This is a genomic window from Salinibacterium sp. NYA9b (assembly GCF_976973725.1).
In genome coordinates this window covers 628,124-653,514 of the sequence record NZ_OZ333476.1, presented here as the reverse complement: position 1 = coordinate 653,514, position 25,391 = coordinate 628,124, and the positions used below count along the sequence as shown (strand labels likewise).

Annotated in this window: 23 protein-coding genes; 7 read left to right on the top strand and 16 right to left on the bottom strand. The window is 61.0% G+C overall.

Features of this window, described 5'->3' with window-relative positions; translation table 11 throughout:
* Positions 1-24 precede the first annotated feature (24 nt).
* Complete coding sequence (locus ACWFSR_RS03115) at positions 25-369, top strand: HNH endonuclease (protein WP_197107610.1); 345 nt, start codon at positions 25-27, stop codon at positions 367-369.
* 25 nt (positions 370-394) lie between these two features.
* Here the strand turns inward: ACWFSR_RS03115 and ACWFSR_RS03110 are convergent, their stop codons facing one another.
* Positions 395-2,335 (bottom strand): thioredoxin domain-containing protein, encoded by a 1,941-nt coding sequence (locus tag ACWFSR_RS03110; RefSeq protein WP_447523052.1) that lies wholly within the window; start codon positions 2,333-2,335, stop codon positions 395-397.
* Between the two features lie 11 nt (positions 2,336-2,346).
* Here ACWFSR_RS03110 and ACWFSR_RS03105 point away from each other — a divergent pair, with 11 nt between their 5' ends.
* The gene (locus ACWFSR_RS03105; protein ID WP_447523051.1) at positions 2,347-3,114 is read left to right on the top strand and encodes an MBL fold metallo-hydrolase; all 768 of its coding nucleotides are present in this window, start codon (positions 2,347-2,349) and stop codon (positions 3,112-3,114) included.
* A gap of 413 nt (positions 3,115-3,527) precedes the next feature.
* Here the strand turns inward: ACWFSR_RS03105 and ACWFSR_RS03100 are convergent, their stop codons facing one another.
* Positions 3,528-3,854, bottom strand: coding sequence for a hypothetical protein (locus ACWFSR_RS03100; protein ID WP_447523050.1), 327 nt, complete (start codon positions 3,852-3,854; stop codon positions 3,528-3,530).
* Between the two features lie 145 nt (positions 3,855-3,999).
* Here ACWFSR_RS03100 and ACWFSR_RS03095 point away from each other — a divergent pair, with 145 nt between their 5' ends.
* Together ACWFSR_RS03095 and ACWFSR_RS03090 are read left to right on the top strand one after the other, a co-directional pair.
* Entirely contained in the window at positions 4,000-4,575 is a 576-nt protein-coding gene (locus tag ACWFSR_RS03095) for a helix-turn-helix domain-containing protein (RefSeq protein ID WP_447523049.1), read from the top strand.
* A gap of 2 nt (positions 4,576-4,577) precedes the next feature.
* Positions 4,578-5,159: a hypothetical protein gene (locus tag ACWFSR_RS03090; RefSeq protein ID WP_447523048.1), complete on the top strand. Its 582-nt coding sequence runs from the start codon at positions 4,578-4,580 to the stop codon at positions 5,157-5,159.
* An 84-nt stretch (positions 5,160-5,243) separates the two neighbouring features.
* Here the strand turns inward: ACWFSR_RS03090 and ACWFSR_RS03085 are convergent, their stop codons facing one another.
* The 11 genes from ACWFSR_RS03085 to ACWFSR_RS03035 form a co-directional block, all read right to left on the bottom strand.
* Positions 5,244-5,576, bottom strand: a complete 333-nt coding sequence (locus ACWFSR_RS03085; RefSeq protein ID WP_447523047.1) for a DUF6984 family protein — start codon at positions 5,574-5,576, stop codon at positions 5,244-5,246.
* A 140-nt stretch (positions 5,577-5,716) separates the two neighbouring features.
* Positions 5,717-6,160 (bottom strand): hypothetical protein, encoded by a 444-nt coding sequence (locus ACWFSR_RS03080; RefSeq protein WP_197107644.1) that lies wholly within the window; start codon positions 6,158-6,160, stop codon positions 5,717-5,719.
* A 164-nt stretch (positions 6,161-6,324) separates the two neighbouring features.
* Positions 6,325-7,155 carry an aldo/keto reductase gene (locus ACWFSR_RS03075; RefSeq protein ID WP_197110356.1) on the bottom strand — a complete coding sequence of 277 codons (831 nt, stop codon included), beginning with the start codon at positions 7,153-7,155 and terminating at the stop codon, positions 6,325-6,327.
* Between the two features lie 72 nt (positions 7,156-7,227).
* Complete coding sequence (locus ACWFSR_RS03070; RefSeq protein WP_197107655.1) at positions 7,228-8,370, bottom strand: bifunctional 2-methylcitrate synthase/citrate synthase; 1,143 nt, start codon at positions 8,368-8,370, stop codon at positions 7,228-7,230.
* Positions 8,371-8,418: 48 nt separating this feature from the next.
* Complete coding sequence (gene prpB, locus ACWFSR_RS03065) at positions 8,419-9,324, bottom strand: methylisocitrate lyase (protein WP_197110357.1); 906 nt, start codon at positions 9,322-9,324, stop codon at positions 8,419-8,421.
* Positions 9,324-10,817, bottom strand: coding sequence for an MmgE/PrpD family protein (locus tag ACWFSR_RS03060; RefSeq protein WP_197107659.1), 1,494 nt, complete (start codon positions 10,815-10,817; stop codon positions 9,324-9,326). Before ACWFSR_RS03060 ends, prpB begins: the two co-directional genes overlap by 1 nt.
* 11 nt (positions 10,818-10,828) lie before the next feature.
* Positions 10,829-11,500 (bottom strand): GntR family transcriptional regulator, encoded by a 672-nt coding sequence (locus tag ACWFSR_RS03055; RefSeq protein ID WP_197107661.1) that lies wholly within the window; start codon positions 11,498-11,500, stop codon positions 10,829-10,831.
* Between the two features lie 112 nt (positions 11,501-11,612).
* Positions 11,613-12,728, bottom strand: a complete 1,116-nt coding sequence (locus tag ACWFSR_RS03050) for a hypothetical protein (RefSeq protein ID WP_447523046.1) — start codon at positions 12,726-12,728, stop codon at positions 11,613-11,615.
* Positions 12,729-12,915: 187 nt separating this feature from the next.
* Positions 12,916-13,872 carry an NAD-dependent epimerase/dehydratase family protein gene (locus tag ACWFSR_RS03045; RefSeq protein ID WP_197107663.1) on the bottom strand — a complete coding sequence of 319 codons (957 nt, stop codon included), beginning with the start codon at positions 13,870-13,872 and terminating at the stop codon, positions 12,916-12,918.
* Positions 13,869-14,828, bottom strand: a complete 960-nt coding sequence (locus tag ACWFSR_RS03040) for a bile acid:sodium symporter family protein (RefSeq protein ID WP_447523045.1) — start codon at positions 14,826-14,828, stop codon at positions 13,869-13,871. The genes ACWFSR_RS03045 and ACWFSR_RS03040 overlap by 4 nt, the downstream gene beginning before the upstream one ends.
* A complete protein-coding gene (locus ACWFSR_RS03035; protein ID WP_447523044.1) occupies positions 14,825-16,129 on the bottom strand; it encodes a flavin-containing monooxygenase in 1,305 nt (434 codons plus the stop codon). The genes ACWFSR_RS03040 and ACWFSR_RS03035 overlap by 4 nt, the downstream gene beginning before the upstream one ends.
* A 196-nt stretch (positions 16,130-16,325) precedes the next feature.
* On the opposite strand from ACWFSR_RS03035, the gene ACWFSR_RS03030 reads away from it, so the two are divergent.
* Both ACWFSR_RS03030 and ACWFSR_RS03025 read left to right on the top strand, forming a co-directional pair.
* Complete coding sequence (locus ACWFSR_RS03030) at positions 16,326-18,638, top strand: glycosyltransferase family 2 protein (RefSeq protein WP_197107668.1); 2,313 nt, start codon at positions 16,326-16,328, stop codon at positions 18,636-18,638.
* On the top strand, positions 18,635-20,230 hold the full coding sequence (locus ACWFSR_RS03025; RefSeq protein WP_197110362.1) for a chitinase: 1,596 nt from the start codon (positions 18,635-18,637) through the stop codon (positions 20,228-20,230). The genes ACWFSR_RS03030 and ACWFSR_RS03025 overlap by 4 nt, the downstream gene beginning before the upstream one ends.
* Before the next feature lie 81 nt (positions 20,231-20,311).
* On the opposite strand, the gene ACWFSR_RS03020 is transcribed toward ACWFSR_RS03025, so the two are convergent.
* Positions 20,312-21,985 (bottom strand): ABC transporter ATP-binding protein, encoded by a 1,674-nt coding sequence (locus tag ACWFSR_RS03020; RefSeq protein WP_197107672.1) that lies wholly within the window; start codon positions 21,983-21,985, stop codon positions 20,312-20,314.
* 53 nt (positions 21,986-22,038) lie between these two features.
* Between ACWFSR_RS03020 and ACWFSR_RS03015 the strand changes: the two genes are divergently transcribed.
* Positions 22,039-22,647 carry a PH domain-containing protein gene (locus tag ACWFSR_RS03015; protein ID WP_197110363.1) on the top strand — a complete coding sequence of 203 codons (609 nt, stop codon included), beginning with the start codon at positions 22,039-22,041 and terminating at the stop codon, positions 22,645-22,647.
* Positions 22,648-22,658: 11 nt separating this feature from the next.
* On the opposite strand, the gene ACWFSR_RS03010 is transcribed toward ACWFSR_RS03015, so the two are convergent.
* Together ACWFSR_RS03010 and ACWFSR_RS03005 are read right to left on the bottom strand one after the other, a co-directional pair.
* Complete coding sequence (locus ACWFSR_RS03010; RefSeq protein ID WP_447523043.1) at positions 22,659-23,777, bottom strand: ABC transporter permease; 1,119 nt, start codon at positions 23,775-23,777, stop codon at positions 22,659-22,661.
* Between the two features lie 2 nt (positions 23,778-23,779).
* Positions 23,780-25,324 carry an ABC transporter permease gene (locus tag ACWFSR_RS03005; RefSeq protein WP_447523042.1) on the bottom strand — a complete coding sequence of 515 codons (1,545 nt, stop codon included), beginning with the start codon at positions 25,322-25,324 and terminating at the stop codon, positions 23,780-23,782.
* Positions 25,325-25,391: the final 67 nt, after the last annotated feature.

Genomic DNA, 25,391 nt, shown 5'->3' with positions numbered 1-25,391 from the left:
CCAGCGGTGCACTAACTTAGCTCTATGGCTGTAGCGCACACTCGACGGGCGCGCGCTGCACGACGCCGCAAACGTCGTGTCGACGCTGCCGACAACGATCTCACCGCCGAGCAGTGGGAATCGCTCAAGCGCGAGTGGGGCGGCTGCGCGTATTGCACCGCTGCCGATGCTGCGCTTCAAAAAGATTGCGTTCAACCGATCTCCCGCGGCGGCAGCTACACCGTGGGCAACGTCGTGCCCGCCTGCGGCTCCTGCAACGCCAGCAAAAGCAACAGCGAAGTGACGTCGTGGATGCGCCGCAAACGCCTCGATGAACGCGCCTTCCTCACGCAGTACGTGCACGTGCGGCAGGCGCTCGGGATTCTGTAGCTCGCCCGCGTGACGTTGTCGACCGTTAGCTCGCTCCCAGCAATGCTCGCAGCGCAGGTGCATCCGTGAGTGGCAGGCGACACACAAACTCTTCGCACAGATACGCCGTCGGTGCGCCGCCGGTAGCGGTGCGCGCGGCAAACAGCTCGAAACCGGATGCCGCAAACGCGTCCGCCTGAGCCTGCGAGACCGCGACACCAATGCCCCCAGCGCGGTGCAGCCTGCGCGCCAGACTCGTGAGCTCGCCGCTCGTTGCGGCGCTTCCGTCGGAGGTGCCGCCAGCCTCGCTGGCAGGATCACCGGAGTCCGCCGCGCCTGTCTCCTCCGCCGTCACGACGACGAGTTGGCGCAAGGGTGCACCGAGCTCCGACATGAGGGTGAGGGCGGTTCCGAACGAGATCGGTTGCTGGGCTGCGAGTTGGCCGACCAGCTTCATAGAAGCCTCGGCGGCATCCCGATATTGGGCGTCGCCGGTGAGAGCGAAAAGGGTGTGAGCGGCGGCGGCCATGGCGCTGAGGCCGCTGGGGTGGGCTCCGTCGCTGATGTCGGCTTCGGTCGAGAGACCCTGCGCGGCGAGCACGGAATCGCTGCCGCCGGGGAGGCCGAAGGGCGAGCTTCCCGAGCCCGCGGCTCCGGCTGCGAGCGCTCCGTCGACGAGGTCACGGGCCGCGAGCGCGTACCGAACCTCGCCGGTAGCGATCGAGAGCTCGAGCAGACCTTGGGCGAGCATTCCGCTGTCTTCAAGGGTTGCGGCGGCGTCGGAAAGGATGCCATCGATGGAGGTGCGCACGAGGCGCTGCCCCGCACCGCCAACACCGCCCACATGCTCAGCCAGCAAGAAGTCAGCGGCACCGCGAGCCAGCGCGATCCACTCGGTGTTGCCGTGACGAGCGCCGGCGAGGGCGAGAGCTTCGATGACGAGACCGTTCCAGCCGGTGAGGATCTTGTCGTCGCGGGGCGGGGCTTCGACGCGGGCGCGGCTCGCGGCATCCAGCGAATAGTAGAAACCTTCGACGCGTTTGCCGTCGACAGTGCTCTCGGAGTCGAGGCCCGATGCGAATGCTCCAGAGGGCAGCAACAATCGGTCGCGCAAGAACTCGGCGACGCCCGTGGCGATCTCAGCCGAGTCGGCGAGCGCGTAGGCGGCAAGCAGTTGGGCGTTGTCGTAGAGCATGCGTTCGTAGTGCGGATCGCTCCAGTCGGCCTGGGTGGAGTAGCGGAAGAAGCCGCCATCAACCGGGTCGCGCAGGGCGGATGCCGCCATCGCCGCCAGCGTGCGGTCGGCGAGACCGGCTGCCTCGGGCGAGTGTTCGGCGGAGCGGGCACCGCGATCGAGAAGGAACCGCAGCACCGGCGTGACCGGAAATTTGGGGGCGTCGCCGAATCCGCCATGGTCAAGATCTTCGGCGGCCGCGAGCGCGTCAATAACGTCGGCAAAGTCGGTGACGAGTTCGCTCTCCACACCGCGGCTCTGAGCGAGCGCCTGGGCAATCGCAGCACCGCTCGTCTCCACTTGCTCACGCCGCGCAGCCCACGCATCCATCACCGATTCGAGCACTTGCCGAAATGCCGGATGCTGCCCCACAGCGGTCGGCGGCCAGTAGGTGCCGGCAAAGAAGGCTCGCCCCGCAGGGGTGACGAACACGTTGAGCGGCCAGCCCAGGTTCGGCGTGAAGGCGGATGCCGCCGCCAGATAGGTGGAGTCCACTTCGGCGTGCTCTTCGCGGTCGACTTTGATCGCTACAAAGTTCTCGTTGAGGTAGGCGGCCAGTATGGGGTCGCTGAATGATTCGCGCGCCATCACATGACACCAGTGGCACGTGGAGTAGCCGATGGAGACGAGCACGGGCACATCGCGGCGTTCCGCTTCGGCAAAAGCTTCGGCAGACCACTCCCACCAGTCCACCGGATTGGTGGCGTGTGATCTCAGGTACGGGCTCGCAGCAGTTTCCAGACGATTGGGCATAGTCTCAGAGTATGTCGAAGTTGACCGTGACCTACATTGGCGGCCCCACCGCGTTGCTCGAATATGCGGGATTGCGCATCGTGACTGATCCCACATTCGATGCCCCGCAGCTTTACCCCGACGAGGGCGGTGTGCCGCTCACCAAGACAGCGGGTCCGGCGCTGAGCCGAGCGGATGTTGGCGCTGTCGATCTGGTGTTGCTATCGCATCACGAACACCAAGACAACCTCGACTACGAAGGGCTCGAACTCCTCGCCACCGGCGTGCTGACGATCAGCACCATGAAGGCGGGCTCTGACCTCTTCGGCGGCGGTGTTGTCGGCCTCGACTCGTGGGAATCTCGCGAAGTCGGCGCCGTGACCGTCACCGCAGTGCCGGCCCTGCATGGCCCTCCCGGTTCTGAGGCCCGGCTCGGCCCGGTCACCGGTTTCGTACTGCAGGCCGAGGGCGAACCCACCATCTACGTCAGCGGCGACAACGCCTCCCTGCCGCTCGTGCAGCAAATCGCCGACCGATTTCCCGACATCAGCATCGCGGTGCTCTTCGCGGGCGCTGCCCGCATCACCGCGGTCAACGGTCCTCTCACGTTGACATCAGCGGATGCCGCAGAAGCCGCCCGCATCTTGGGCGTCGACCACGTGGTCGGCCTCCACACCGAAGGGTGGGAACACTTCACCGAAACCCGTGCCGACCTCGGAGCTGCGTTCGCGGGGACGGGGTTGCTCGTGGAGACACCGCCAGGGGTTGCGGTGGAGGTAGGGCTTTCGCAGGTCGAATAACGACGTCCTGCTTAGCTCATCACGGTGGCCCCTTGCTACATGCCCAAGAACGCGAACACCACGCCCGCTATGAGCGACAGTATCCCCAACGCTCCCCAAGCCACTGCGAAGCCGACCAATATCCGACGATTTCTGCGGTCACTGGGTACGAGACGCGCAAACCACGTCCAACCCATTTTCTCGAAACGCTCGCGACTCTTGCGCGCGTAAGTTTCTCGCTGGGTCCAAGCGTGTGTGGCAACGAACAGCAACAACATACCGAGAAAAAGAAACCCTTGGGCATTGGTTGCCGGGATCGGCGCCCCTGGATCTGACGTTAGCAGTTCCATGACCATCCGATTCTTGGGGAACATCCCCGCTGAGAAATCTGCCCACTATTCGCGCGCATGGTGCCCTAAATCGATGCAGCGCCATCAGCGAATGAGCGAGATCACTGCGATCTCGTCCGGCCCGCGTCGACAGATTCCGGCGCCGTACTCGTCAGAAGAGTTGATGCGCTTGCCATCTTCGGGATTCAGCAGCTCTCGGCGCTTCGTCGAGTTCGCGGTGATGTCGCTCACGTCTCGATCGCGCTGGAGAAGCACCCGCTTCACGCTAGGTCGCTCCACAAATTCGGAGAGCGCGCGGCCGTTGCTATAGCCCATCGAGGTATCGAACTCCCAGCGAAGGCCACGCTCGTCGATGAGTGCCATAGCCATCATCCGCACCTTAGGCGGAGATTTCCGCCCGCGCTTGCTCATGTCGCCTCCTGCGCTCGAGTCTAGTGACGAGCGATCTCGGCAGTGATCGTGGACAGCCCAGCGAGCGGGAGCATCCGAAATTACCTGACCTTACCAAAATATGTTTTCCAAGCTATATTGGGAAGCAAGAAGGGCGGTGATCACTATGGCAAATGCATCCACATTAATCCGTGCTGCCCGAAAAAGTGGACGGCTCACCCAGGAGCAGCTTGCTTCTCGTTCCTCGATCGATCAGGGCAGCGTTTCACGCTCGGAACGAGGTCGCGATGCAAGCTACGACACCGTCGATCGCCTGTTAGCCGGAGCGGGGCACCGGTTGTATTCGGCCCCCACTCGCCGGGACGACGCAGCAACCGCCGCCACCAATATCCGTCACCAGCTCGCAGCCGGTGACAAAGACAGAGCCCTTCGGGCCTTGCTGCAGCTCAACGACAACCTTGTGGCCGAGCACGGACTGATTCGCGGAGTCCTCGGGCTTGCCGAGCCCGAGTCGACTCGAGACCCGGTGTGGGATGCCGCACTAGCGGCGCTTGTAGCGTGGCGTCTCTCCGACGAGGGAATACCTCTGCCGCAGTGGGTTGATCTCCCCAACCGGTTCCTCAGCAAACACCGAACGCTTGACGTAGATCCCGCAGACCCTATTGCTCCACTCGCAGATGTCCCCGCCGAGTTCGCTAAACGTGGCGTTCTTGCGTGGCGTGACACGTTCGAGAGCGTGTAGTCGTGGCAACCACTCTCGACAGGGATGACATCATCACCGGGTTGCGTGAACTCATTGCGGAGCTACGCGCGGAGGGCGAAGTGGCAGGAATCCGGTTGGTTGGCGGAGCGGCCCTCTCGTTGCGCTATTTCGACCGCGGAACCACCCAAGATCTCGATTCACTGCACGTTCGCCCGGGGAGTGATGCTGCGGTCGCCTCAGCCGCCGCCCGCGTTGCGCAACGCCACGATTGGGATCCCACCTGGCTCAATTTTGAAGTCACCAAAGCGGATGCTCTGCCGACCCTCGGCCGCGCTGTTGAATGGGACACGATCTATGATCGCGACGACATCGTCATTCAGGTCGCATCCAAAGAGGCACTCTTGGCGATGAAACTGCGAGCCAACCGCCCCGGTCGTGACACCCGCGACATCCGACTACTTCTGAGCTTGTGCGAGATCAGCTCCCTCGACGACGCTGACGAGTTGTACGAGGAGTTCTACCCGGGTGACACCCTCGACCCCCGAGCGGTATCGATGGTGACCGCGATACTTGCCGACGGGAAAAGCGATACCCCCGAGCGACCAAAGTCGATCAACTTCTAGAGCTACGCCAGCGTTGTTTCCGTTAATCTGAACGCTCGCTCGACACCTTCGAACCTTGTGACGCTAAGTGTCCCGGTTGACCTCTCACCGAAACGTTTGGGGGATTTCTCGCAGGGGCGAAAAATCACCTTTGAACACGTCGAGCCCAAATAGCTCACCGAACTGATCCACGTTCAGCGTGGCGGAAACCCACATGCCGTCAACATCAAAGAAAGTTACCTCCGCTACTTGATCCTCGAAACGTCGTTCGAGCGAAGGAGGGCCGATCGCCAAGCTGCCCATACCGCCATCGTTCATTGCTGCAACGGTCAATTCTGTGAGGACGGCAGGCGAACCCGAGAACCGCGGGGCTCGTTCGACCAAAGCACGCAAAAGCCGCAGCTCTGCCTCGGTTGGGGATCGGTGTGCACTCGCCATTGAGCCAATCTAGCGGCGGCGGTGCGAATTCGCCCCAAGACCGCAGGACGAAAGCTCCTGATCAGCCCCAAGACCGCAGCAAGCTCTTTTAGGAGCGCTAGTACCGCAGACCGGTCCATGCTGCCTCTTTCGGCCAAGCGCTAGGGAGTCGGGATCTCGCGAGTTTCGTGCAGCTGCACGTCGCCATTGACTGCCACGACTTCAAGCAGCACACGCCAATCCTGACCATTGCGCTCGACGATGGCGGGCCGGCCCTGGCTCATATCAATGACGTCATCATCCGTAAGGGTGACACCGTATTCTTCTGCTGCCCACTCCTGCACGGCAGTCGAGTAGTCCGCAAATGCCGCAGTGTGGCGCTCATCGAAGCTGTCTGCGGCAGCGATCAGTCCAAACGCACTCGCCGTTCCGGCGGCAATCGCCAGCACGGTGAGCCCGAAAGCACGGAGCCGAAACTTGCGGCCAGGGCCGGCAAGCCAATAGAGGACTGCGATTACAGCGATCCCGAACGTGGCAACGGCACCCAGAAACGGGATAAATGCCCAACCCTCTGTGGGGCTCTGATAGAGACCGGGGTTTGTCATGACTCTGGTCCTCGCCGCTCAATTCGTTGTGTTGCGCGCTCGCTCATAGCGCGAGCAACACTCTGTGAAGGTCAAGCGTACCAGCGCTCCCCACGACAGAGGCCGGCATCCGCTCACCGAAAGGAGTGCGGATGCCGGCCTCGATACGAAGCGCGAAGCTGTCCTTAGAAAGTAGCCTCGTCGGGGTTCGTGCCTACACGCTGGTCGCGGTCGATCGCATCAATCGATGCCATCTCGTCCGCAGAAAGTGTGAAGCCAAAGACGTCGAAGTTTTCGGCCATACGCTCACGCGAGTTCGACTTGGGGAACACGATGATGCCGCTCTGCAGGTGCCAACGGATCGCAACTTGAGCAGGTGAAACGCCATGTGCTTCGGCGGCAGTCTGCAGTGCCGTCTCGCTGAACAGGTCGTACTTGCCTTGCCCAAGCGGGCCCCACGCCTCCGTGTGGATGCCAAGTTCGGCACCATAGGCGCGCAGCTCGCGCTGAGCAAACGCGGGGTGAAGTTCAATTTGGTTCACTGCGGGCACCGTTTCGCTTCCCGCAAGAATTTTCTCGAGGTGCGGGCGGTGGAAGTTGCTGACACCGATCGATCGCGTCTTGCCTTCAGCCTTGATGTCTTCCATCGTGAGCCAGGTCTCGAGGTACCGGTCGAGGTCGGGGCGAGGCCAGTGGATGAGATACAGATCCACATAGTCGAGGCCCAGCTTTTCGAGGCTGAGATCCATGGCATCGCGAGCAGAGTCGGTGCCCTGGTCGCTGTTCCACAGCTTCGTCGTGAGGAAGATTTCTTCACGCGGGATGCCCGAGGCTTTGATGGCGTTGCCGACGCCCTGCTCGTTGCCGTAAATCATGGCGGTGTCGAGGTGGCGGTAGCCAACCTCGAGCGCGTCGGTGACGATGCGCTCGGTTTCTGCGGGGTCAACCTTGAAGACTCCGAACCCGAGCTGCGGGATGGAATTGCCGTCGTTGAGTTCAATCTGGGGAACAGTCATGTCCCCATCCTGCCACTCACGCCTGACGATTCCACCCTCGCAGATCACGCTCCCAGCGAACGGGCAAACCTTCTAGCTGATGTGGCGCTCGTCAACACCCGAGTACGCGGCGAGGGGGCGGATGAGGGCGTTCGAAGCAGCCTGCTCCATGATGTGAGCGGTCCAGCCGGTGATTCGCGCAGCAACGAACAGCGGCGTGAACATGTCGGTGTCGAAGCCGATGAGGTTGTACGCGGGGCCGCTCGGGTAGTCGAGGTTCGGCTTGATGTTCTTGCGGCTCGTCATGGCCGTTTCGAGTGCCTCGTAGAGTTCCATCATGTCGGGGCGGCGATACTCGGCGATCAGAGTTTCGAGCGCCGCCTTCATGGTGGGAACCCGCGAGTCACCGTTCTTGTAGACCCGGTGGCCAAAGCCCATGATCTTGCGCTTTTCGGCGAGCGCCGTCTCGAGCCACGCTTCGGCGTTCGCGGCAGTGCCGATCTCGTCGAAGACGTGCATGACAGCTTCGTTCGCTCCACCGTGCAACTGACCCTTGAGGGCGCCGATTGCGGCAGTGACGGCGCTGTAGAGGTCACTGAGCGTGCTCGTGACGACCCGGGCGGTGAAGGTTGAGGCGTTGAAGGAGTGCTCGGCGTACAGAATCATCGAGACGTCGAACGCGTTCACGACAACGAGGTCAGGAACCTCGCCGAAGGTCATGTGCAAGAAGTTGGCCGAATAGCTGAGGTCATCGCGCGGCTCAACAAGTTCCTGATCGCGGCGACGGCGCTGGTCGTACGCGATGATCGCGGGCAGCTTCGCAAAGAGAGTCAGCGAGCGCTGAAAGTTGAGGTCTGCGTCGATCATGCTGGCGGGGTCGGTGAGGGTGTCATCCATCGCGCCGATCACGCTGACGGCGGTGCGTACGACATCCATCGGATGCGCGCTGAGCGGCAGCTCGTCAATCACACGCTTGGTGTGAGCGTCGAGGTGACGCTGCGCCCGCTCGACGCGCTGGAACTCTTCGAGCTGCTCGCCGGTCGGCAGTTCACCGTGCCACAGCAGATAAGCCACCTCTTCAAAGGTGCACTTCTCGGCCAATTCCTGCACGGGGTAACCGCGATAGAGAAGGGAGTTAGTCTCCGGGTTCACTTTGGAGATCGCAGTGGTGTCGGCGACGACGCCGGCCAACCCCTTGCGAATCTCGGCGGCGGGGGTACCTGTTAGGTCAGTCATGGTGCTCCTCGGTGGTGTCTTTCGAGTTCAAGTTAATGAGTGCGTCGTTTAGTGGTGGTTGTCGAGCGTGAAGTTGAACACCGATGAATCGAAGGTGTTGTAGCTTTCGTAATCGAGCAGTTCATACAGGCGAGCCCTCGTCTGCATCTCGCCGACAACAGACTGCTGAGTGCCGTCGGCGTTGATTGCATCGAGAGTGCGCTCCGCAGCACCCATGGCACTACGCAACAGGGTTACGGGGTAAATAACAATGTTTACGCCGATATTGCCCAATTGGGTTGTCGTGAAAAGTTCGCTCTTACCAAACTCTGTCATGTTTGCGAGGATCGGAACGTCCACGGCGTTACGCATCGCCTCAAACTCGCTGAGGTCCTTCATCGCCTCAGGGAAGATCGCGTCGGCGCCCGCGTCAACAAGCTGCTTCGCGCGGTCCATCGCAACGTCCAGACCGTCAACGGCGCGGATGTCGGTGCGAGCCATGATCAACAGGTTCGGGTCGCGACGGGCATCGACTGCGGCGCGGATGCGCTTGAGCGCAGTATCCGTGTCGACTACTGCTTTGCCGTCGAGGTGTCCGCAGCGCTTCGGGTTGACCTGGTCTTCGATGTGGAGCCCGGAGACACCCGCATCTTCGAGAGTCTGCACGGTGCGAGCCACGTTCATGGGTTCGCCAAAACCGGTGTCGGCGTCAACGAGTGACGGCAGGTCGGTCATCCGCGAGATCTGCTGTGAACGACCGGCCACCTCAGTGAGAGTCGTCAGGCCGATGTCGGGCAAGCCCAAATCGGCGCTGATGACAGCACCCGAAATGTAGACGCCGTCAAAGCCCTTGTCTTGAATGAGACGAGCGCTCAGCGGGTTGAACGCGCCGGGCACGCGCAGCAGTTCGCCGCTCGCAAGACGCTCGCGAAACTGGGCACGCTTGGTTGCTGGATCGGTTTGGGCGTACAACATTAGAAGATTCCTTTGGCGGTGATGGCGGGGAAGTTGCCGCGGACGGTCAACTCACCAAGTTCGGATGCCGAGAGTTGCGGCAGGCGCTGGGCGACGTCCAAGAAGCGTTCGATTTCGTCGCTCGCGAGCACACCATCCGCGAGGGTGCGGAACTTGTTGATGTACTGCTCACGGGCGAAGGGCCGAGCACCGAGCGGATGCGCGTCAGCGACGGCGATCTCTTCAACGATGCGGCTTCCGTCAGTCATTTCGATCTCGACGCGACCGCCGAATGCCTTCTCGGCGGGGTCGATCGAGTGGTAGCGACGCGTCCATTCGGCGTCCTCTTCGGTGGTCACACGCTTCCACAATGCGACCGTGTCTGCGCGGTTGGCGCGCTCGGGAGCGTAGCTGTTGACGTGGTGCCACGCCTGGTCCTGAAGCGCGACCGTGAAGATATACGGGATGGAGTGGTCGAGCGTTTCGCGGCTCGCGTTGGGGTCGTACTTTTGCGGGTCGTTCGCGCCCGAGCCGATCACATAGTGCGTGTGGTGGCTCGTGTGCAGCACGATGCGGTTGATGTTCTCTTCGACGAGTTCAGGATGCTCGCGCCCCAGCTTGCGGGCGAGGTCGATCCACGCCTGTGCCTGGTACTCAGCCGAGTGCTCCTTTGTGTAGGAGTCGAGGATCGCGGTGCGGGCCTCCCCCAGCTCGGGCAGCGGAACCTCGTAGTGTGCGTCTGGACCGTCGAGCATCCACGCAATTACGCCGTCTTCACCTTCATAAATCGGGGTGGGGCTGGTCTGGCCGCGCATGGCACGGTCGACGGCTTCGACAGCCATCTTGCCGGCGAAAGCGGGAGCGTGTGCCTTCCACGTGGAGATCTCGCCCTTGCGCGACTGGCGCGTGGCGGTGGTCGTGTGAAGAGCTTGGCCAACGGCCTGGAAGATTGTTTCGGTGTCGAGCCCGAGAAGAGTACCGATGCCGGCGGCCGCACTCGGGCCGAGGTGGGCAACATGGTCGATCTTGTGCTTGTGCAGGCAGATCGCCTTCACGAGGTCGATCTGAATCTCGTAGCCCGTAACGATGCCGCGCAGCAGGTCGGCCCCCGTGCGGCCCGTGTGCTGGGCAACAGCCAAGATCGGCGGGATGTTGTCGCCGGGGTGCGAGTAGTCGGCAGCCAAGAAGGTGTCGTGGTAGTCGAGCTCGCGAACGGCAACACCGTTAGCCCAGGCTGCCCACTCCGGGCTGACGCGAAGATCAGAACCGAACACAGTGGAGCCCGGCTCCGCGGGGTGACGCTCAGCTTGCGCTCGCGCTGACACCACCGGTGCACGAGTGAGGGATGCAGTGGCAACAGCGGCGTTGTCAATCACACGGTTGATGACCATGTCGGTCACGGCATCCGTAGGTTCAAGCTGTTCGGCTGCGATCGCCGCGATCTTGTGGGCAAGTTGGTCTTCGCGAGCGAGATTCTCGTCGCTGCGGTAGACGCGGAGAGCATGATTTTTCACGGTGGAGCCTTTCAATTGGCGGCGCGCAGAGGGGAATCTGCAGCCATGGCTAATGCGCTTGTGAGCGCGTGATGGAGATGAACATGAGTAGCGTGCGCGGCAAGTTCTTGGTCGCCGGCAACGATGGCCTGCACGATAAGGAGGTGCTCTTTGGCCGCGGCCGCTAGGCGCTCGGGGTTGTCTTTGGCGAGTCGACGCACGCGTACGAGGTGGGTGCGCAGTGAGTTGAGGGCACCCGTGAGGTAGTCGTTCTCCACGGCGTCATCGACGGCCGCATCAAAGCGACGCACGAGATCGAAGTAGGCGCTGCGGTCGCTGTCATCGCGCGCCAGCAAGTCAGGAACGGTTTCAAACTCCCGCTCGAGATCGGCGAAGGTGCTTCCCGTGTGGTGCAGCGCCGCCAGACGTACCGCTTTCACTTCGAGGGCCTTGCGCACATCAAAGAGTTCGCGGATGTTGTCGACCGATACATCGGTAACGACAAGGCCGCGACCAGACTGGCTCGACACCAGCCCATCCGTCATCAGTCGTGACAGCGCTTCTCGCAGCGGCGTGCGGGACACCCCGAGTCGCGCAGCCTGCTCGACCTCACCGAGAATCGTTCCGGGCGCCAGACGCCACTCGATGATGTCGTCGCGCAGAGCTTGATAGGCGCGGTCACTGGCGCGGATGGGTGTTGCCATGCGCACCTCCCAGGCGGGACAAGATCAAGCTTGTATGCAATCGAAGCAATTATAGGTCAATTTTTGGCATAATAGACCGCTTGCCCCACAAATTGTATACAAAATTTTGAGACTAATCGCGCCGCACAATCCTTGAAATTGCCCGCCCCACGCGAGTTGCGAGACTCGAATCTGGCTCTATGAGTTCGATCTCGCGCGAAACTCGTTCATGAATTCTGTTTTGTTGACGGTATGCGAGCGAATGTGCGAGGGAGTCCAATGCCCAACTCCTCGTTTGGAACCTCGGATTCAAGAAGTATTCCGTCAACACTGCGGCTAGAAACAAAAGAGCCGCGAAAAAACCCCCAAGAGTGCCGGCCGCCTCGCTCGCGAAGATCCAAAAATAGACGACGAGCCCGATTGCCCCTATCGCAAACGTAAGCGAGACCATCAGACTTTCAGCTCTATCCCACCCAGTCGATTTGAACAGCACCAACGTCGCTGCTTTAGCCTTCGCGAGCACGAATCCGAGCCCCGTTGCCGCCAGGAAACAGAGCGCCAAGTACACCAGTAGTGCCCCCCAGCCCACGTCGAACCCGTAAAAACTTGCAGCAGCACTTGCCGCTGCGACGAGCGCTGCACCTGCGATTCCACGGCCTAACAGGCTCAGCGTAAAGTCGACTCGCGTCGTGCGGTCGTGGAGTGATTCCAACAGAGTCTGCGCAGCCGCCTGAGTTTCTTTTAGCGCTTTGAGTTTTAAGGAGGTTTCAAAGAAACCGAACTCGCCCAAGCCAATCGCAAGAACGAAAATTAACACATTGGCGGCGCTCACCGGCAGCAAAGTTCCGAAGTCAGCTGCAGTGCGCAGGCTGCTTGAAACCACGAAAAACGACGTTAAGCCAGCTGCAACCGACAGAGTAATGGCCAGATTCGAGAGTGCACGTCGTATCCGTTGGATTTCGGAATCCCCGCCGGCCAGCTGCCCGCCAACCACGACAATATACAGGGCTAGACACGTCTGAATCGTGACGCTCAAGTACCAGCCGATGTGCTCAACTAGAACTCGACCAATCTCTTGCGAGTAGTCGAACCAAAGGCGCGGCGTCTCTCGGTCGAAGACCATCCCGTCCCTGAAGAAATAGCACAACATCAAAACGAGGAATGCCAGCAAATAGAGAGCGACCATCTGCGCGATGATGTCCTTAACCGGTCGCAACTCATGACTTCGACCGCTGTATTTAGGTGCCATTCCTAAAATATATGGCGCGCATGTTACAAAAGCAATTTAATCTCACCTAATCGATGGAATGTTTATCCCCTCATTGCGAATGCCTTCAGCCCGATCAGAATCACCCTTACGCACAGTAGCGCAGCGCACTCCTCCCGGGCCCGTTGACCCATGGGCGCGATCATGATCCCAATGTCGGCGGCCCCTGCTAGCGCAGCGCCTTCGCCTCGAGATACGCACTAAAGGCTTCGCGGCTCGATTTGCGGGGCGTGAACCCGAACGTTGATTTGAGAGCGCCGTTGTCGAGCACCGGGCGATAGAGCAAGAAGTTCACCTGTGCTCGTTTATGCGGCGTGAGCTTCAGAGCATGCCCGACCGTCAAGACCACGCTGAAGAGCCACGGCGGGATGATGATCAATCGCTTGCCGAGCGCTGCCGCGATCTCGCGAACAGTCATCTTGCCATTTCCGGCCACATTGAAGATGCCGGCCGGCCCACCGCTTGCTGCGCGCACCATCACCTCAACGACGTCATCCACCCACACAAATACGAAGGGGCTGTCTGAGCCTGCAAGTTTGAGCACGCGACGCGTTTCCCACAACGCCGTGATCTGATTGTCGACTGCGGGGCCCAAAATGGTGCCGATGCGGAACACCGTCTGAGTGAGTTGCGGTGCTGTCTCGCGCAACTCAGCCAGCATCTCCTCGACCAGGCGCTTGTGCCGACTATAGGGAAAGTCGTCATTGCCGCGAAGCGGATCGCCCTCGGTAATCCATTCAGCGTTCTCGCGGTGATACCCATACGCTGCACCGCTGGATGACACAACGATGCGTGACACTCCCGCTTCTACGCAGGCATCGAAGACGGCGCGTGATCCCTCAACGTCCACCGCGAATTCTTGGCTAACCGTCGTGCTCTTGCCAGGGTTCACGATGGAAGCGAGATGCACCACCGTGTCGATGTGGTGGCGACGCAACAGAGCAGGAAGGCCCGCGGCATCCGTCACATCGAGACGTTCGTAGAGCACCCCTGGCAGCCGCACACCGGGGCCGGGAGTGCGAATATCAGCGCTCACGACACATTCAATGGCATCGGATGCAGCCAACCCGGCGACCACAGAGGTACCCAAGAATCCGGTGCCACCCGTCACAAGAACTCGACTCATGCGTGTGCCTCCGCGTCATATGCGGGGTTACCGGAGATCGGCCCCGAACGGTCTGTGGCACCCCGAGCCTTACGGCGTCCCCACCAGGTCGCGAGTGCGAGTCCGGCGATGATGTCCCAGATACCCCACCATCCCGCAACAACGGCCATTCCGCCTAGTCCCCCAAAGAAGGCGAAGACAAGTCCTAGGCCGAGACCGGCGTTGCGGATTCCGACTTCGAACGTGACTGCTTTGGCTTCGTAGAGCGCGAGCCCACCGAGTCGCGCACTGGCGTAGCCGAGACCGAGCGCGACCGCATCGTGCAGGAACACCGCGAGCAGCACTACCCCTACATAGGCGATGAAGAACTGAAAGTTTCCGGCGAGCGCCGCGATGATGAATCCGAGGAGCGCAAGCAGACTGATCCATTTCACGGTGGGTTGCACCTTTTTGGCGAAGGCGGGCCAGCGGTTTTTGATGGCGAATCCCACGGCGAACGGCAGCCCGATGATGAACACAATTTCGAGCAGCATCTGCCAGCCATTGATGCTGACGCTTTCCAGAATCGTGGATGCGGTGGGGTGCCAGCCGCCCCACAGCGACAAGTTCACGGGAAGCATGACGATGTAGATCACGTTGGTGACCGCCGTCATCGAGACCGAGAGAGCAACGTTGCCCCGCGCCCGATAGGTGAGCACTTGGGAAATGTTTCCCGGCGGACAACACGCAACCAAAATCATCCCGAGGGCAATCGACGGACCGACCTGCAGCAGCAGGGTAAGCCCAAAGGTCACAGCAGGCAGCAGCACAAGTTGAGCAACGAGCGAGATCGCGAATGCGCGGGGTGCTTTCAGAACTGCCCGAAAGTCTTCGAGACTCGTATCGAGTGCGATCCCGAACATGATGAGGCCGAGCACGATGCTGAGCGCGATGAGTGAACCCGGGCTGAAGTTGAGTTGCGCATCATCGATCGTCATGAATTGACCTTCCGGGTGAGCGTCTCAAGCAAGCGTCGAATGGTGCGCCGGTAGGCATCTTTGTTGACGTAGTACGACATGCGCTCGAGTGCCAAATATTTGTAGCCACCGGTGAGGTCGGGCCACGGTTCTTCGGCGGTCTCTCGAAAGTGGGCGGCGGCGCGCGGAGCGGTGTCTTGAGCTGCCAGATACGCCGCCAAGAGCTCCGCCTGTTCGTATCTTCCCTGCCAGCCGATACCGCTCGCTTCGATCATCCCCATCACGTAGAGACCATTGAAGCTTGGCGGGAAAATATTCAGATACAGCTCGGGCGCGTCGGAAGACCAATTAAGGTGCTCCCGCCCCACAAAGGGGTACGCGAGCGTGTAACCGGTAGCCAACACGATGAGGTCGTAGTCTGCCTCGGTGCCATCGCTAAAGTGCACGGTGTTGCCGTCGAAACGTTCGGGAGCAGGCACCACGCGCAGATCGCCCTGGCCGAGATAGCCAAGCACGAGAGTGTTCACGATCGGATGTGATTCGTAGATGCGGTAGTCCGGCTTCGGGAAACCAAATTTCACCGGGTCGCCCGTGAACGCGCGCAACACTCGCTTGTCGACAAATTGTTTGAGGCGGGCTGGCAGCGGGCGGCCCTGATTGAGGGTGTCCGCCGGTTTACCGAAGAGGTAGCGCGGAACAAAGTAGTAGCCCCGGCGCACACTCAGGTCGATGCTGTCGGCATGGTGCACGGCATCCACCGCAATATCGCAGCCGCTATTGCCGGCACCCACCACGAGAACCCGCTTGCCCGCAAACATCGTCGCCTTCTTGTACTGGCTCGAATGAATGATCTCACCAGCAAATTCACCGTCAAATTGCGGGATGCTGGGGCGGGCTAGCGTGCCGTTGGCGAGCACAACACCGTCGAAGCGTTCCGTTCGCGGCTCGTGCCCCGCGGTAGTGCTCGTGACGTTCCAGCCGTCATCATCGGTGGGTTCGAGGCGGTCGACGGTGGTGTTGAAGAGGAACTTCTCGCCCAGATCGAACCGATCGCTATAGGCCCGAAAGTACTTTTTGAGTTCGCGGTGGCTGGGGTAATCCGCCGTGGTCTGCATGGGCAGCTCGTGAAACTCGGTGGTGGTGCGCGACGAAATCAAGTGCGCCGACTCGTACATCGTGCTGCGCGGATTGTCGATATTCCAGAGGCCACCAACGTCATTAGCAGACTCAAAACCGACGAAATGGATGCCTGCCTTATCGAGAGCGCGGGCAGCGGCGAGTCCCGAAGGACCAGCGCCGATGATGGCGATGGTGCGAGGCATTCGTTCCTCCCGGGATGAACAACGATATTCAAGGCGTTTCCGCAGCCTACTAGACCGTTTTTGGCGGGTAGACCAATTTGTCGAGGCGTAGCATTTTGTTGCAAGAACTAAACCCAGTGCGAATACTGGGCGTGCAGGATACCCGCCGGCATCTACCCGAAAGATGCCGATCTTGCACACAAGGGATCTAACCACTATGCCCGAAACTCCTACGGTTGCGCCTTCACGGCGTCGCCAGTGGGGCGCTGAGTCGCGCCTCGAACCGCTGCCCACTGTCCATCCCGCGCCGAGCGACCGCAAAATCGCGCTCGCTCGCCTCGCTATTGTCGCCACCGTTGTGTTTTGGCTGACCTACGTGATCTACACGATCGTTCGTCAGTTCATCAACAACGGCACCGAGAGTTTCCGTTTCACGACGGAGGCCATCTCCTACGTCATCGTGGTGACCTTCCTGACCTTCTCGGCGCTCATGTACTTGATCGCCCGTCACGGCGCCTTCCAACGCTTTCGCGCGCACGCTCGTGTGCCGCGGGCTGAACTCGACCGACACTTTGCCGACAACCAGGGCTCCATCACCGTGTTGGTGCCCAGCTACAGCGAAGAGCCCGATGTTGTTCGTGCCACCCTCTGGTCGGCATGCCTTCAGGAGTACCCCAGCCTTCGCGTCGTGCTCCTGCTCGATGACCCGCCCTTTCCCGATGACCCGGATGCCGCAGCCCAGCTGTCGAAGTCGCGCCAGCTCACCGAAGAGATTCAGCGTGAGCTTGCAGCGCCCCGCGCACGTTTCGCTGATGCTCTGTCGACCTTCGAATCACGACTGCGCCAACAACGCCCGATGGGCATCGCTGAGCTCGAGGATCTTGCCGGTCAGTACCAGTGGGCATCCGCGTGGCTCGAGAACAAGGCAGACAACGAGCAGCGCATCGACCACGTTGATGAGTTCTTTGTCACGCAGGTCCTTCAGGGCTTAGCTGGCGAACTGCAGCTGACGGCCGACGCGTTGGGCGCAGCGCTCGACGAGCGCATGGTTCCGCCAGCAACTCGACTGCACGAGCTCTACCGCCGTCTCGCGCGCACTTTCGATGCTGAGCTGTCGACCTTCGAGCGCAAGTTGTACGCCTCCGTTTCTCACGAAGCGAACAAGGCGATGAACCTCAACGCCTACATCGGCCTGATGGGTGGCAACTACCGCCCCGAAGAAACTCCCGACGGCACGGTGCTTCGGCCCGTAAGCCACGCCGGAGCCGGCGACCTCTCTATTCCCGATTCGGAATACCTCCTCACCCTCGATGCCGACTCGCTCCTGCTGCGCGACTACTGCCTGCGCCTCGTCTACCTTCTCGAGCAAAAAGACAACGCTCGCGTTGCCGTGACGCAGACTCCGTACTCGTCGTTCCGCGGTGCTAGCACGCGCATCGAACGCCTCGCTGGGGCCACCACCGACCTGCAGCACATCCTGCACCAGGGCAAGTCGTACTACGGCGCCACCTTCTGGGTGGGCGCCAACGCCGTCATCCGCAAGGCTGCTCTGGATGACATTGTCGAGACCGAAACCGAGGGCGGCTTCACCGTCAAAAGGTACGTTCAAGACCGCACGGTTATCGAAGATACCGAATCGAGCATCGACCTCGGCACCCACGGTTGGACGCTCGTCAACTACCCCGAGCGCCTGAGCTACAGCGCCACCCCGCCCGACTTCGGATCCTTGGTTGTTCAGCGCCGACGTTGGGCCAACGGTGGTCTCTTGATCATGCCGAAGCTCATGCGCCAGATGCGTGAACGTCGGGCCCGTGGCGAAACGGTGCCGTGGACCGAGTTCTTCCTGCGCGTGAACTACATGACGTCGATTACGTGGGCCAGCTTCGGCCTCGTCTTCCTCCTCGCCTACCCGTACGACAGCCGACTGCTGAGCCCGGTGGTTCTGCTGGCGGCGGTTCCGTACTTCTTGGCAATGGGAAGCGACCTGCGCTACAGCGGCTACAAGTTCAGCGACATCTTCCGCATCTACGGCTTCAACCTGATCCTTCTTCCGGTGAACTTGGCCGGCGTGCTGAAGTCGCTTGAGCAGGCCATCACGAGCAAGAAGATTCCGTTCGCTCGCACCCCCAAGGTGCGCAACCGCACGGCAACCCCGCTGCTGTATGTGATTGCACCGCTGATCATCATTGGGTTCTCCGCCTTCACCTTCTGGCGCGACCTCAATGCCGGCAACTGGGGCAACGCCGCTTTCGCAGCGTTCAACACGATCCTCGCTGGGCTCGCACTCGTCTCCTATATCGGCATCTGGAATGCGATCGTCGACATCTGGATCGGTGTCACTAGTCCTCTGTTCGTCGAACGCAAACCCAAAAAGCAGAAGGCGGAACCCGAGCCGGAGTCGACCACGCTCGACTGGCGTTCGATCCTCTACTACGGGGATGACAGCGGATCGCACCGCAAGGTGCGCGACTCCATTGTCTTCGCCGAGATGCTCCCCCCTATTGATGAAACCAGAGAGGTCCGATCATGAGTTCAGCTACCCGTCGTCTTTCCTTCTGGCGACTCGTTATTGCAGCGATTGTGGCTGTCGCCGTTGCTGCTGGCGGCCTGTTCGCCTATCAAGCCTGGGCATCCACCCAAGCGGCACCAGCCCCCGACCCGTGGTTCGCCGCCTATGTGGATGTCACGGCAACGCCAAGTTACGAGTTCGAGTCCGCTGTGAACGACAGCGGAAAAGAGGTCATGCTGTCGTTCATCGTCGCTGCGACCGATGATGCCTGCACTCCCACCTGGGGCACCGCCTACACAATGGATGAGGCAGCAGTATCGCTCGACCTCGATCGCCGCATCGCACGCTTGCAACAGCAGGGTGGGGATGTCGGGGTATCGTTCGGCGGCCTGCTGAACGACGAGCTCGCAACATCCTGCACCGATCACGACAGTCTCGTTGAGGCCTACAGCTCGGTGATTGACCGCTACGCCTCCACCACGATCGACCTCGACATTGAGGGCGAGAACCTCAGCGATACCGCTGCCGGTGAACGTCGCGCCGCCGCTATTGCTGACCTGCAGCAGTCGCGCCGCGCTGCTGGCGACGACCTCGCTGTATGGCTCACGCTGCCCGCTGCCACCTTCGGCCTCACCGAAGATGGCACCACAGCAGTCACGCAAATGTTGGATGCCGGAGTAGACGTCTCTGGCGTCAACATCATGACGATGAACTTTGGTCAGAGCATGACCGACGACGAAACCAGCGGGGATGCCTCCATTCGTGCCCTTCAGGAGACTCACCGCCAGCTCGGCATTCTCTATGACCAAGCGGGAATCGAACTGACGGATGCCACCCTCTGGACGAAGCTCGGGGCAACCCCGATGATCGGCCAGAACGACAACGAAGACGAAGTCTTCACGATGGACGACGCCACGACCCTCAACGAGTTCACAACCGAGCAAGGAATCGGGCGCATGTCGATGTGGTCGCTCAACCGCGACACGACCTGTGGCCCGAACTATGCCGATGTCACTCGTGTTTCCGATGCGTGCAGTGGTGTGGATCAGGGCGACCTCTTCTTCGCTGATGTGCTGGCAGAGAACTTCGAGGGCGAGCTCGCCAGTTCGGCCAAGACCATCACTACTCAAGAACCGTCTGATCCTGCCGACCTCGCCGACGACCCGGCAACCAGCCCCTACGCAATTTGGGACGAAGACGCCAGCTACCTCGCGGGCACCAAGGTCGTGTTGCACCGCAACGTGTACCAGGCCAAGTGGTGGACTCGCGGAGATGTTCCCGATAACCCAGTACTCAACTCGTGGGAGACGCCGTGGACGCTTGTCGGCCCGGTTCTTGAGGGCGAGACCCCGGTCGAGGTTCCGACCGTGCCTGACGGCACCTACCCCAACTGGGATGGCACGTCAGTGTACGAAGAAGAGGATCGCGTTCTCTTCGACGGTGTTCCTTACGAAGCCAAATGGTGGACCCAGGGCGACAGTCCCGCAGCGTTCTCCTCTGATCCAGATGGATCACCGTGGATTCCGCTCACCTCTGAAGAAGTCAAAGCCATCGCCGACAGCAGCACGATTGACGAGTCGACGACACTAGCTCCAGCCAGCACGGAACGCTAGATTTCCCGTTCTTTGCCCGGTTGGTCACGGGAGGCAGGCGGCGGGAATCGGGTTCCCGCCGTCTGCTGAGTTTCCATTCCGCTAGGAGAAAAGGCCTTCGCGCTCGGCACGGCGGCGACGCTGTTCTTCCGGATCCGGCAGAGGTACAGCAGCAATGAGTCGCTGGGTGTATTCCTCTTTCGGACTACGCAGCACTTGATCGCGCGTTCCCTGTTCCACAATCTTGCCGCGGTGCATCACTGCGATGCGGTCGGCAAGAATATCGATCACCGCCAAGTCGTGGGTCACGAACAGGCACGCGAATCCGAGTTCTTTCTGCAGTTCTTGAAAGAGCTCAAGCACCTTCGCTTGCACCGAAACGTCGAGCGCCGACGTTGGCTCATCGGCCACAAGCAGTTTGGGGCTGAGCGCCAGAGCGCGCGCGATGCCGACACGTTGGCGCTGCCCTCCCGACAGTTCGTGCGGGTACCGGTTGCGCATGTGAGAGGAAAGCTGCACTCGGTCGAGCAGAAGACTCACGCGGGCTTCTTCGTCTTTGCGACTGAAACCGCCACCGAGACGCATCGGTTCTCCGATACTCTCGCCAATCGGCATCCGGGGGTTCAACGACGAACCCGGGTCTTGAAAGACGATGCCGATATCGCGACGAACCGCGCGGAGTTTGGCCTTGTTGATGCCCACCATGTTGGTGCCGACGATGTCGAGCGTGCCCTCTACCGCGGGGAGCAGGCCGACAACGGCACGACCGATCGTGGTCTTGCCCGAGCCAGACTCCCCCACAAGGCCGAGCACTTCACCCTGACGAATCGTGAGGTTGATGTTATCGGCGGCGCGGAACGCGGGAACCCGACCCCGCTTGGGGTATTCAATGGCGACGTTAGTCATCGTCACGACGACTTCACGATCATCCTTCGAGGCGGATGCTTCGCCAGCTTCACCGAGGTGAGGCACGGCCGCGAGCAGAGCCTGAGTGTACGGATGCGTGGCGCCGGCGAACAGCGAATCTGCTGTTCCGGTCTCCACAACTTCGCCATCCTTCATCACCATCACGCGGTCGGCGAGGTCAGCGACAACGCCCATATCGTGAGTGATGAGGATGATCGCGCTGTCGAGCTTCGAACGCAAGTGGTGCAGCAGTTCCAGAATCTCGGCTTGCACGGTCACGTCGAGAGCCGTCGTCGGCTCATCGGCGATGAGCACGCGGGGGTCGCACGAGATGGATTGCGCGATCATGGCGCGTTGACGCTGGCCTCCCGACAACTGGTGCGGGTACGAGTCGAACGCCTTCTGCGGGTCGGGAAGCTCCACCATCGCCAGCAGTTCGAGGGCGCGCTTCTTGGCATCCACCCGCAACATGCCGGCGTTGTGCACTTGAAGCGCCTCAACGATCTGGAAGCCGATGGTGTACACCGGGTTGAGCGCCGTCATGGGCTCTTGGAAGATCACCGCGATGCCGGCACCGCGCAGCTGACGCAGTCGGTGGAGGGAGGCTCCGACGAGTTCTTCACCGGCGAGCTTCACACTGCCCGAGATACGGCCGTTCTCGGGCAGAAGCCCAAGCAGTCCCATGGCGCTCGTGCTCTTGCCCGAACCTGATTCGCCCACAATGGCGAGAACGTCGCCGCCGTGCAGCGTGTAGCTGACGTTCTTGGCCGCTGTGACCCACTCGCCTTCGACCCAAAAGTCAACGCCAAGGTCAGTGACCTCGATCGCGGGAACCTTTGCGGTTGCCTCGGTAGTAGCTGATTCAGTCATCAGGAGTCTCGCCTTTCACCCTGGATGCGTGGCTCTCGTGGGAACATGGTTCCGTGTCGCCAAACTTCACCCTGCACTCGCGATTCGGGCGCGTACTTTCGATTGTTGTCATTGCTGCCTTTGCAGCGGGACTCGTTGTCACGGCTGTTCAAGGCCGGTGGCTGGATGCCCTGCAAGTCGCCCCCGTTTTCGGACTGCTCAGCGTGCTCACGTGGGCCATGTTCTGGCGCCCCCAGGTGCGCGTGACCGCTGCCGGCGTGACCCTGCATAACGTGCTGCGCACCATTGAGGTCGCGTGGCCCGAGATCCGCCGCATCGACACCAAATACGCTCTCACTCTGGAAACCGCGCACGGCAAAGCCACGGCGTGGGCCGCGCCCGCTCCGGGCCGCCATGCGGTCTTCAGCGCCGTGCGCCAAGACGGCAAGAACCTGCCCGAATCGAGCTACCTTGCGGGCACGGTGCGACCCGGCGACCTCATCACGTCGGATTCCGGTCAGGCCGCGTTCGTCATCCGCACGCACTGGGAGCAATTGCGCGATGCTGGTCACTTGGATGCTGCCACGAGCGAGTTCACCAAGCTGCGAGTCACGTGGCACTGGCGCACCATCGCGGCTCTCGTTGCGCTGACGCTGCTCAGCATGCTCACGTCGTTCAACTAGCTGCGACGCCATCACTTGTTCGACGTCCTGTCGCCGGGACGTGCTCCGGGAATGTAGGCCTTGAAGAAGCTGCCGACCTCGGAACCCAGGCTGCGCTGACGCGGCACGCGCTTCTGGCGGGGGTCGAACGCATCGCGCAGACCATCACCGATGAAGTTGATGCACAGTGCGATCACGACGATGAAGAGTCCGGGCCACCAGAACAGCCAAGGCCGTGTCTTGAACGCCTCGTTGTACTCACTGATGATCTGACCGAGCGAAATGTCGGGCGCTTTGATGCCGAAGCCGAGGAAGCTGAGCGAGGTCTCGAGCAGAATCACCGCGCTCATCAGCAACGTCGCGCTGACGACGATCACGCCAACAGTGTTCGGCAGGATGTGACGGAAGATAATGCGGAAGTCGCTCGCCCCAGCAACCCGGGCCGCTGCGACGAACTCACGTTCGCGCAGGCTCAGGAACTCAGCACGAACGAGTCGCGCCATTCCCGTCCACGCGATGAGACCCAACATGAGTGCAAGCATGATCGAGTCGCCACCGATCGTCCGCCCGAGAACGGCTCCGAGAACCAGAAGCGGGATGATGATGATCACGTCGGTGAGGCGCATGATGAGCTGGTCAACCCAGCCCCGGTAGTAGCCGGCGAGGGCTCCGAGCACGACACCAATGACGGTCGAAACGACCCCGACAATGAATACGACCGTCAGCGACTGCTGCATTCCGCGCATCACTCGGGCGAAGACGTCCTTGCCGGTATTGTCTTGGCCGAAGGGGTGCTCGCCGAAAGTGAATGGCCACCACGTAAAGGTCGGCGCACCACCGGGAAGCACGATGTCGTAGCGTTCCCACCACGTCGATCCCCACCAGCCGGGGATACGGAAACCGTCAACGATGAGTCGCGTGGAGTTGGCATCCGGAACGAGACTGCCGGAGCCGCCAACGATCGTGCCGACCGAGGTAAACGCCAACAGCACGAGGAACAATAAGACGTACATCGAGATGACCGCACCACGGTGCTGAAAGAAGCGACGACGAACAATCGTTCCCTGACTCAGCCCGACGGTCGCGCGCTGTTCAATACTGAGTTCTTGGCCTGACGACTGGTCGTCTACGGCCGGAGTCTTGTCGCTCATGATCAGCTCACCCGAATTCTGGGGTCAAGCGCCGAATACAGGATGTCGGCGAAAACGTTGAAGAGAACCGCAAGAACACCGGTGACGAGGAAGAATCCCATCACTAGGTTCACATCAGTGTGCGCGAGTCCCTCGTTAAAGAGGGAGCCCATCGCCTGCCAGGCGAAGACTCTTTCTGTGATCACGGCACCACCGATCACCGCCCCAAAGTCGAGCGCGATAATGGTCGCGATCGGGATCATCGCGTTGCGGAAGGCGTGACGCATCACGACCGTGCGCTCACCGAGCCCCTTGGCGCGCGCCGTGCGCACGTAGTCCTGGTTCATCACGTCGAGCAGACTGGCGCGGGCATAGCGCGTGTAGGCCGCGAGCGAGATGATCATGAGCGCGATGGTGGGCAGCAGCATGTGGGTCAGCGAGTCGAGCATGTTCAGCCACGTGTCATCCACACGACGGATGGCCGGAGTCGAGGCACCAATCGTCGCGATGACACCGTTGCTGAGCGGGATGCGAGCCACGTACTCGTCCCAGCGGATGAACATCTGGTCGAGCACGAGCGGGATGACACCCAATCCGCCGACAAGGGCTGCGGTTCTGGCAACGACAGCTTTGCCATCGCCTCCGACGAAGAAGCCCACGAGAAGACCAAGACCTACCAAGATGGCGACCACGAGCAGTACCGTCCACGGGCTGTTGACGTAGTAAAAGAGGAACTGAAAAGGCCAGCTCAAGACGATCGTCAGCACCACGACGATTCCGACTGCAAGCAGCGCACGTCGATTGTGGAAACCGGTGGAGGTAAAGAGCACTACGGCCGCAGTGGCAATAGACATCAACGCGATACCGATGTAGCCAATCGATGGACTTTCAAACCAGCGGGTCACATCGAGCGAAACCAGCAGAAGTCCGATTCCGCCGCCAACACTGGCGAATGATAGGACACGGGTGCGCAGCTCCCCGCCGACGACCGCCGACGCGATCAATCCCATGACCACGCTGATGCCGACTATCGACCACCACGGAATGACAGGGTCACCCAGGAACGCGTTGAATTGAATGGCGCCGAACTCTTTGAGAAGCACGGCCACCCAGAAGATGGGGAGCGAGTAAAAGACGAAGGTGAGGAACGTGACGACGTAGTCGTAACCGCTGTACTGGCGAAGCGCGGTTGTCATTCCGATGGCGACACCGATGACGATCGCGAGGATCGTGGCAGCGAGTACCAGTTGAAGAGTGGAGCCGAGAGCTCCCGAGATGGCTTCGATGACGGGCTGTTCGCCTCGCGCCACCGAGACGCCGAGGTCGCACTGGCCAATGAAGCAGCCCCCTACCCCGGCAAGCCACGAGAAGTAGCGCAGCACCGGGGGCTGATCAAGATTGAGCAGCGTAGTGAGGTACGCAATTTGGTCTTGAGCGCTCGGATCTCGACTTCCCCGAAGCTCTAAGAGTGGATCACCAGAGTTAGCGGTAAGCACGTAGACGATGAATGAAGCCACTAAAAGAACTAAGAGAGTGGCAACAAAACGCCTGGCGACAAAGGTCAGCACCGGAGATCCTCATTTCGGGGGCAAAGCTCACGAACAAAAACAGTGCCGCAGAGCGGCAAACGACGTG

What these genes read in the sequence shown, in the direction of transcription:
- ACWFSR_RS03115 (WP_197107610.1), top strand. Translation starts at nt 25, where the DNA reads ATGGCTGTAGCGCACACTCGACGGGCGCGCGCTGCACGACGCCGCAAA.
- ACWFSR_RS03110 (WP_447523052.1), bottom strand. Translation starts at nt 2,335, where the DNA reads ATGCCCAATCGTCTGGAAACTGCTGCGAGCCCGTACCTGAGATCACAC.
- ACWFSR_RS03105 (WP_447523051.1), top strand. Translation starts at nt 2,347, where the DNA reads ATGTCGAAGTTGACCGTGACCTACATTGGCGGCCCCACCGCGTTGCTC.
- ACWFSR_RS03100 (WP_447523050.1), bottom strand. Translation starts at nt 3,854, where the DNA reads ATGAGCAAGCGCGGGCGGAAATCTCCGCCTAAGGTGCGGATGATGGCT.
- ACWFSR_RS03095 (WP_447523049.1), top strand. Translation starts at nt 4,000, where the DNA reads ATGGCAAATGCATCCACATTAATCCGTGCTGCCCGAAAAAGTGGACGG.
- ACWFSR_RS03085 (WP_447523047.1), bottom strand. Translation starts at nt 5,576, where the DNA reads ATGGCGAGTGCACACCGATCCCCAACCGAGGCAGAGCTGCGGCTTTTG.
- ACWFSR_RS03080 (WP_197107644.1), bottom strand. Translation starts at nt 6,160, where the DNA reads ATGACAAACCCCGGTCTCTATCAGAGCCCCACAGAGGGTTGGGCATTT.
- ACWFSR_RS03075 (WP_197110356.1), bottom strand. Translation starts at nt 7,155, where the DNA reads ATGACTGTTCCCCAGATTGAACTCAACGACGGCAATTCCATCCCGCAG.
- ACWFSR_RS03070 (WP_197107655.1), bottom strand. Translation starts at nt 8,370, where the DNA reads ATGACTGACCTAACAGGTACCCCCGCCGCCGAGATTCGCAAGGGGTTG.
- prpB (WP_197110357.1), bottom strand. Translation starts at nt 9,324, where the DNA reads ATGTTGTACGCCCAAACCGATCCAGCAACCAAGCGTGCCCAGTTTCGC.
- ACWFSR_RS03055 (WP_197107661.1), bottom strand. Translation starts at nt 11,500, where the DNA reads ATGGCAACACCCATCCGCGCCAGTGACCGCGCCTATCAAGCTCTGCGC.
- ACWFSR_RS03050 (WP_447523046.1), bottom strand. Translation starts at nt 12,728, where the DNA reads ATGGCACCTAAATACAGCGGTCGAAGTCATGAGTTGCGACCGGTTAAG.
- ACWFSR_RS03045 (WP_197107663.1), bottom strand. Translation starts at nt 13,872, where the DNA reads ATGAGTCGAGTTCTTGTGACGGGTGGCACCGGATTCTTGGGTACCTCT.
- ACWFSR_RS03040 (WP_447523045.1), bottom strand. Translation starts at nt 14,828, where the DNA reads ATGACGATCGATGATGCGCAACTCAACTTCAGCCCGGGTTCACTCATC.
- ACWFSR_RS03035 (WP_447523044.1), bottom strand. Translation starts at nt 16,129, where the DNA reads ATGCCTCGCACCATCGCCATCATCGGCGCTGGTCCTTCGGGACTCGCC.
- ACWFSR_RS03030 (WP_197107668.1), top strand. Translation starts at nt 16,326, where the DNA reads ATGCCCGAAACTCCTACGGTTGCGCCTTCACGGCGTCGCCAGTGGGGC.
- ACWFSR_RS03025 (WP_197110362.1), top strand. Translation starts at nt 18,635, where the DNA reads ATGAGTTCAGCTACCCGTCGTCTTTCCTTCTGGCGACTCGTTATTGCA.
- ACWFSR_RS03020 (WP_197107672.1), bottom strand. Translation starts at nt 21,985, where the DNA reads ATGACTGAATCAGCTACTACCGAGGCAACCGCAAAGGTTCCCGCGATC.
- ACWFSR_RS03010 (WP_447523043.1), bottom strand. Translation starts at nt 23,777, where the DNA reads ATGAGCGACAAGACTCCGGCCGTAGACGACCAGTCGTCAGGCCAAGAA.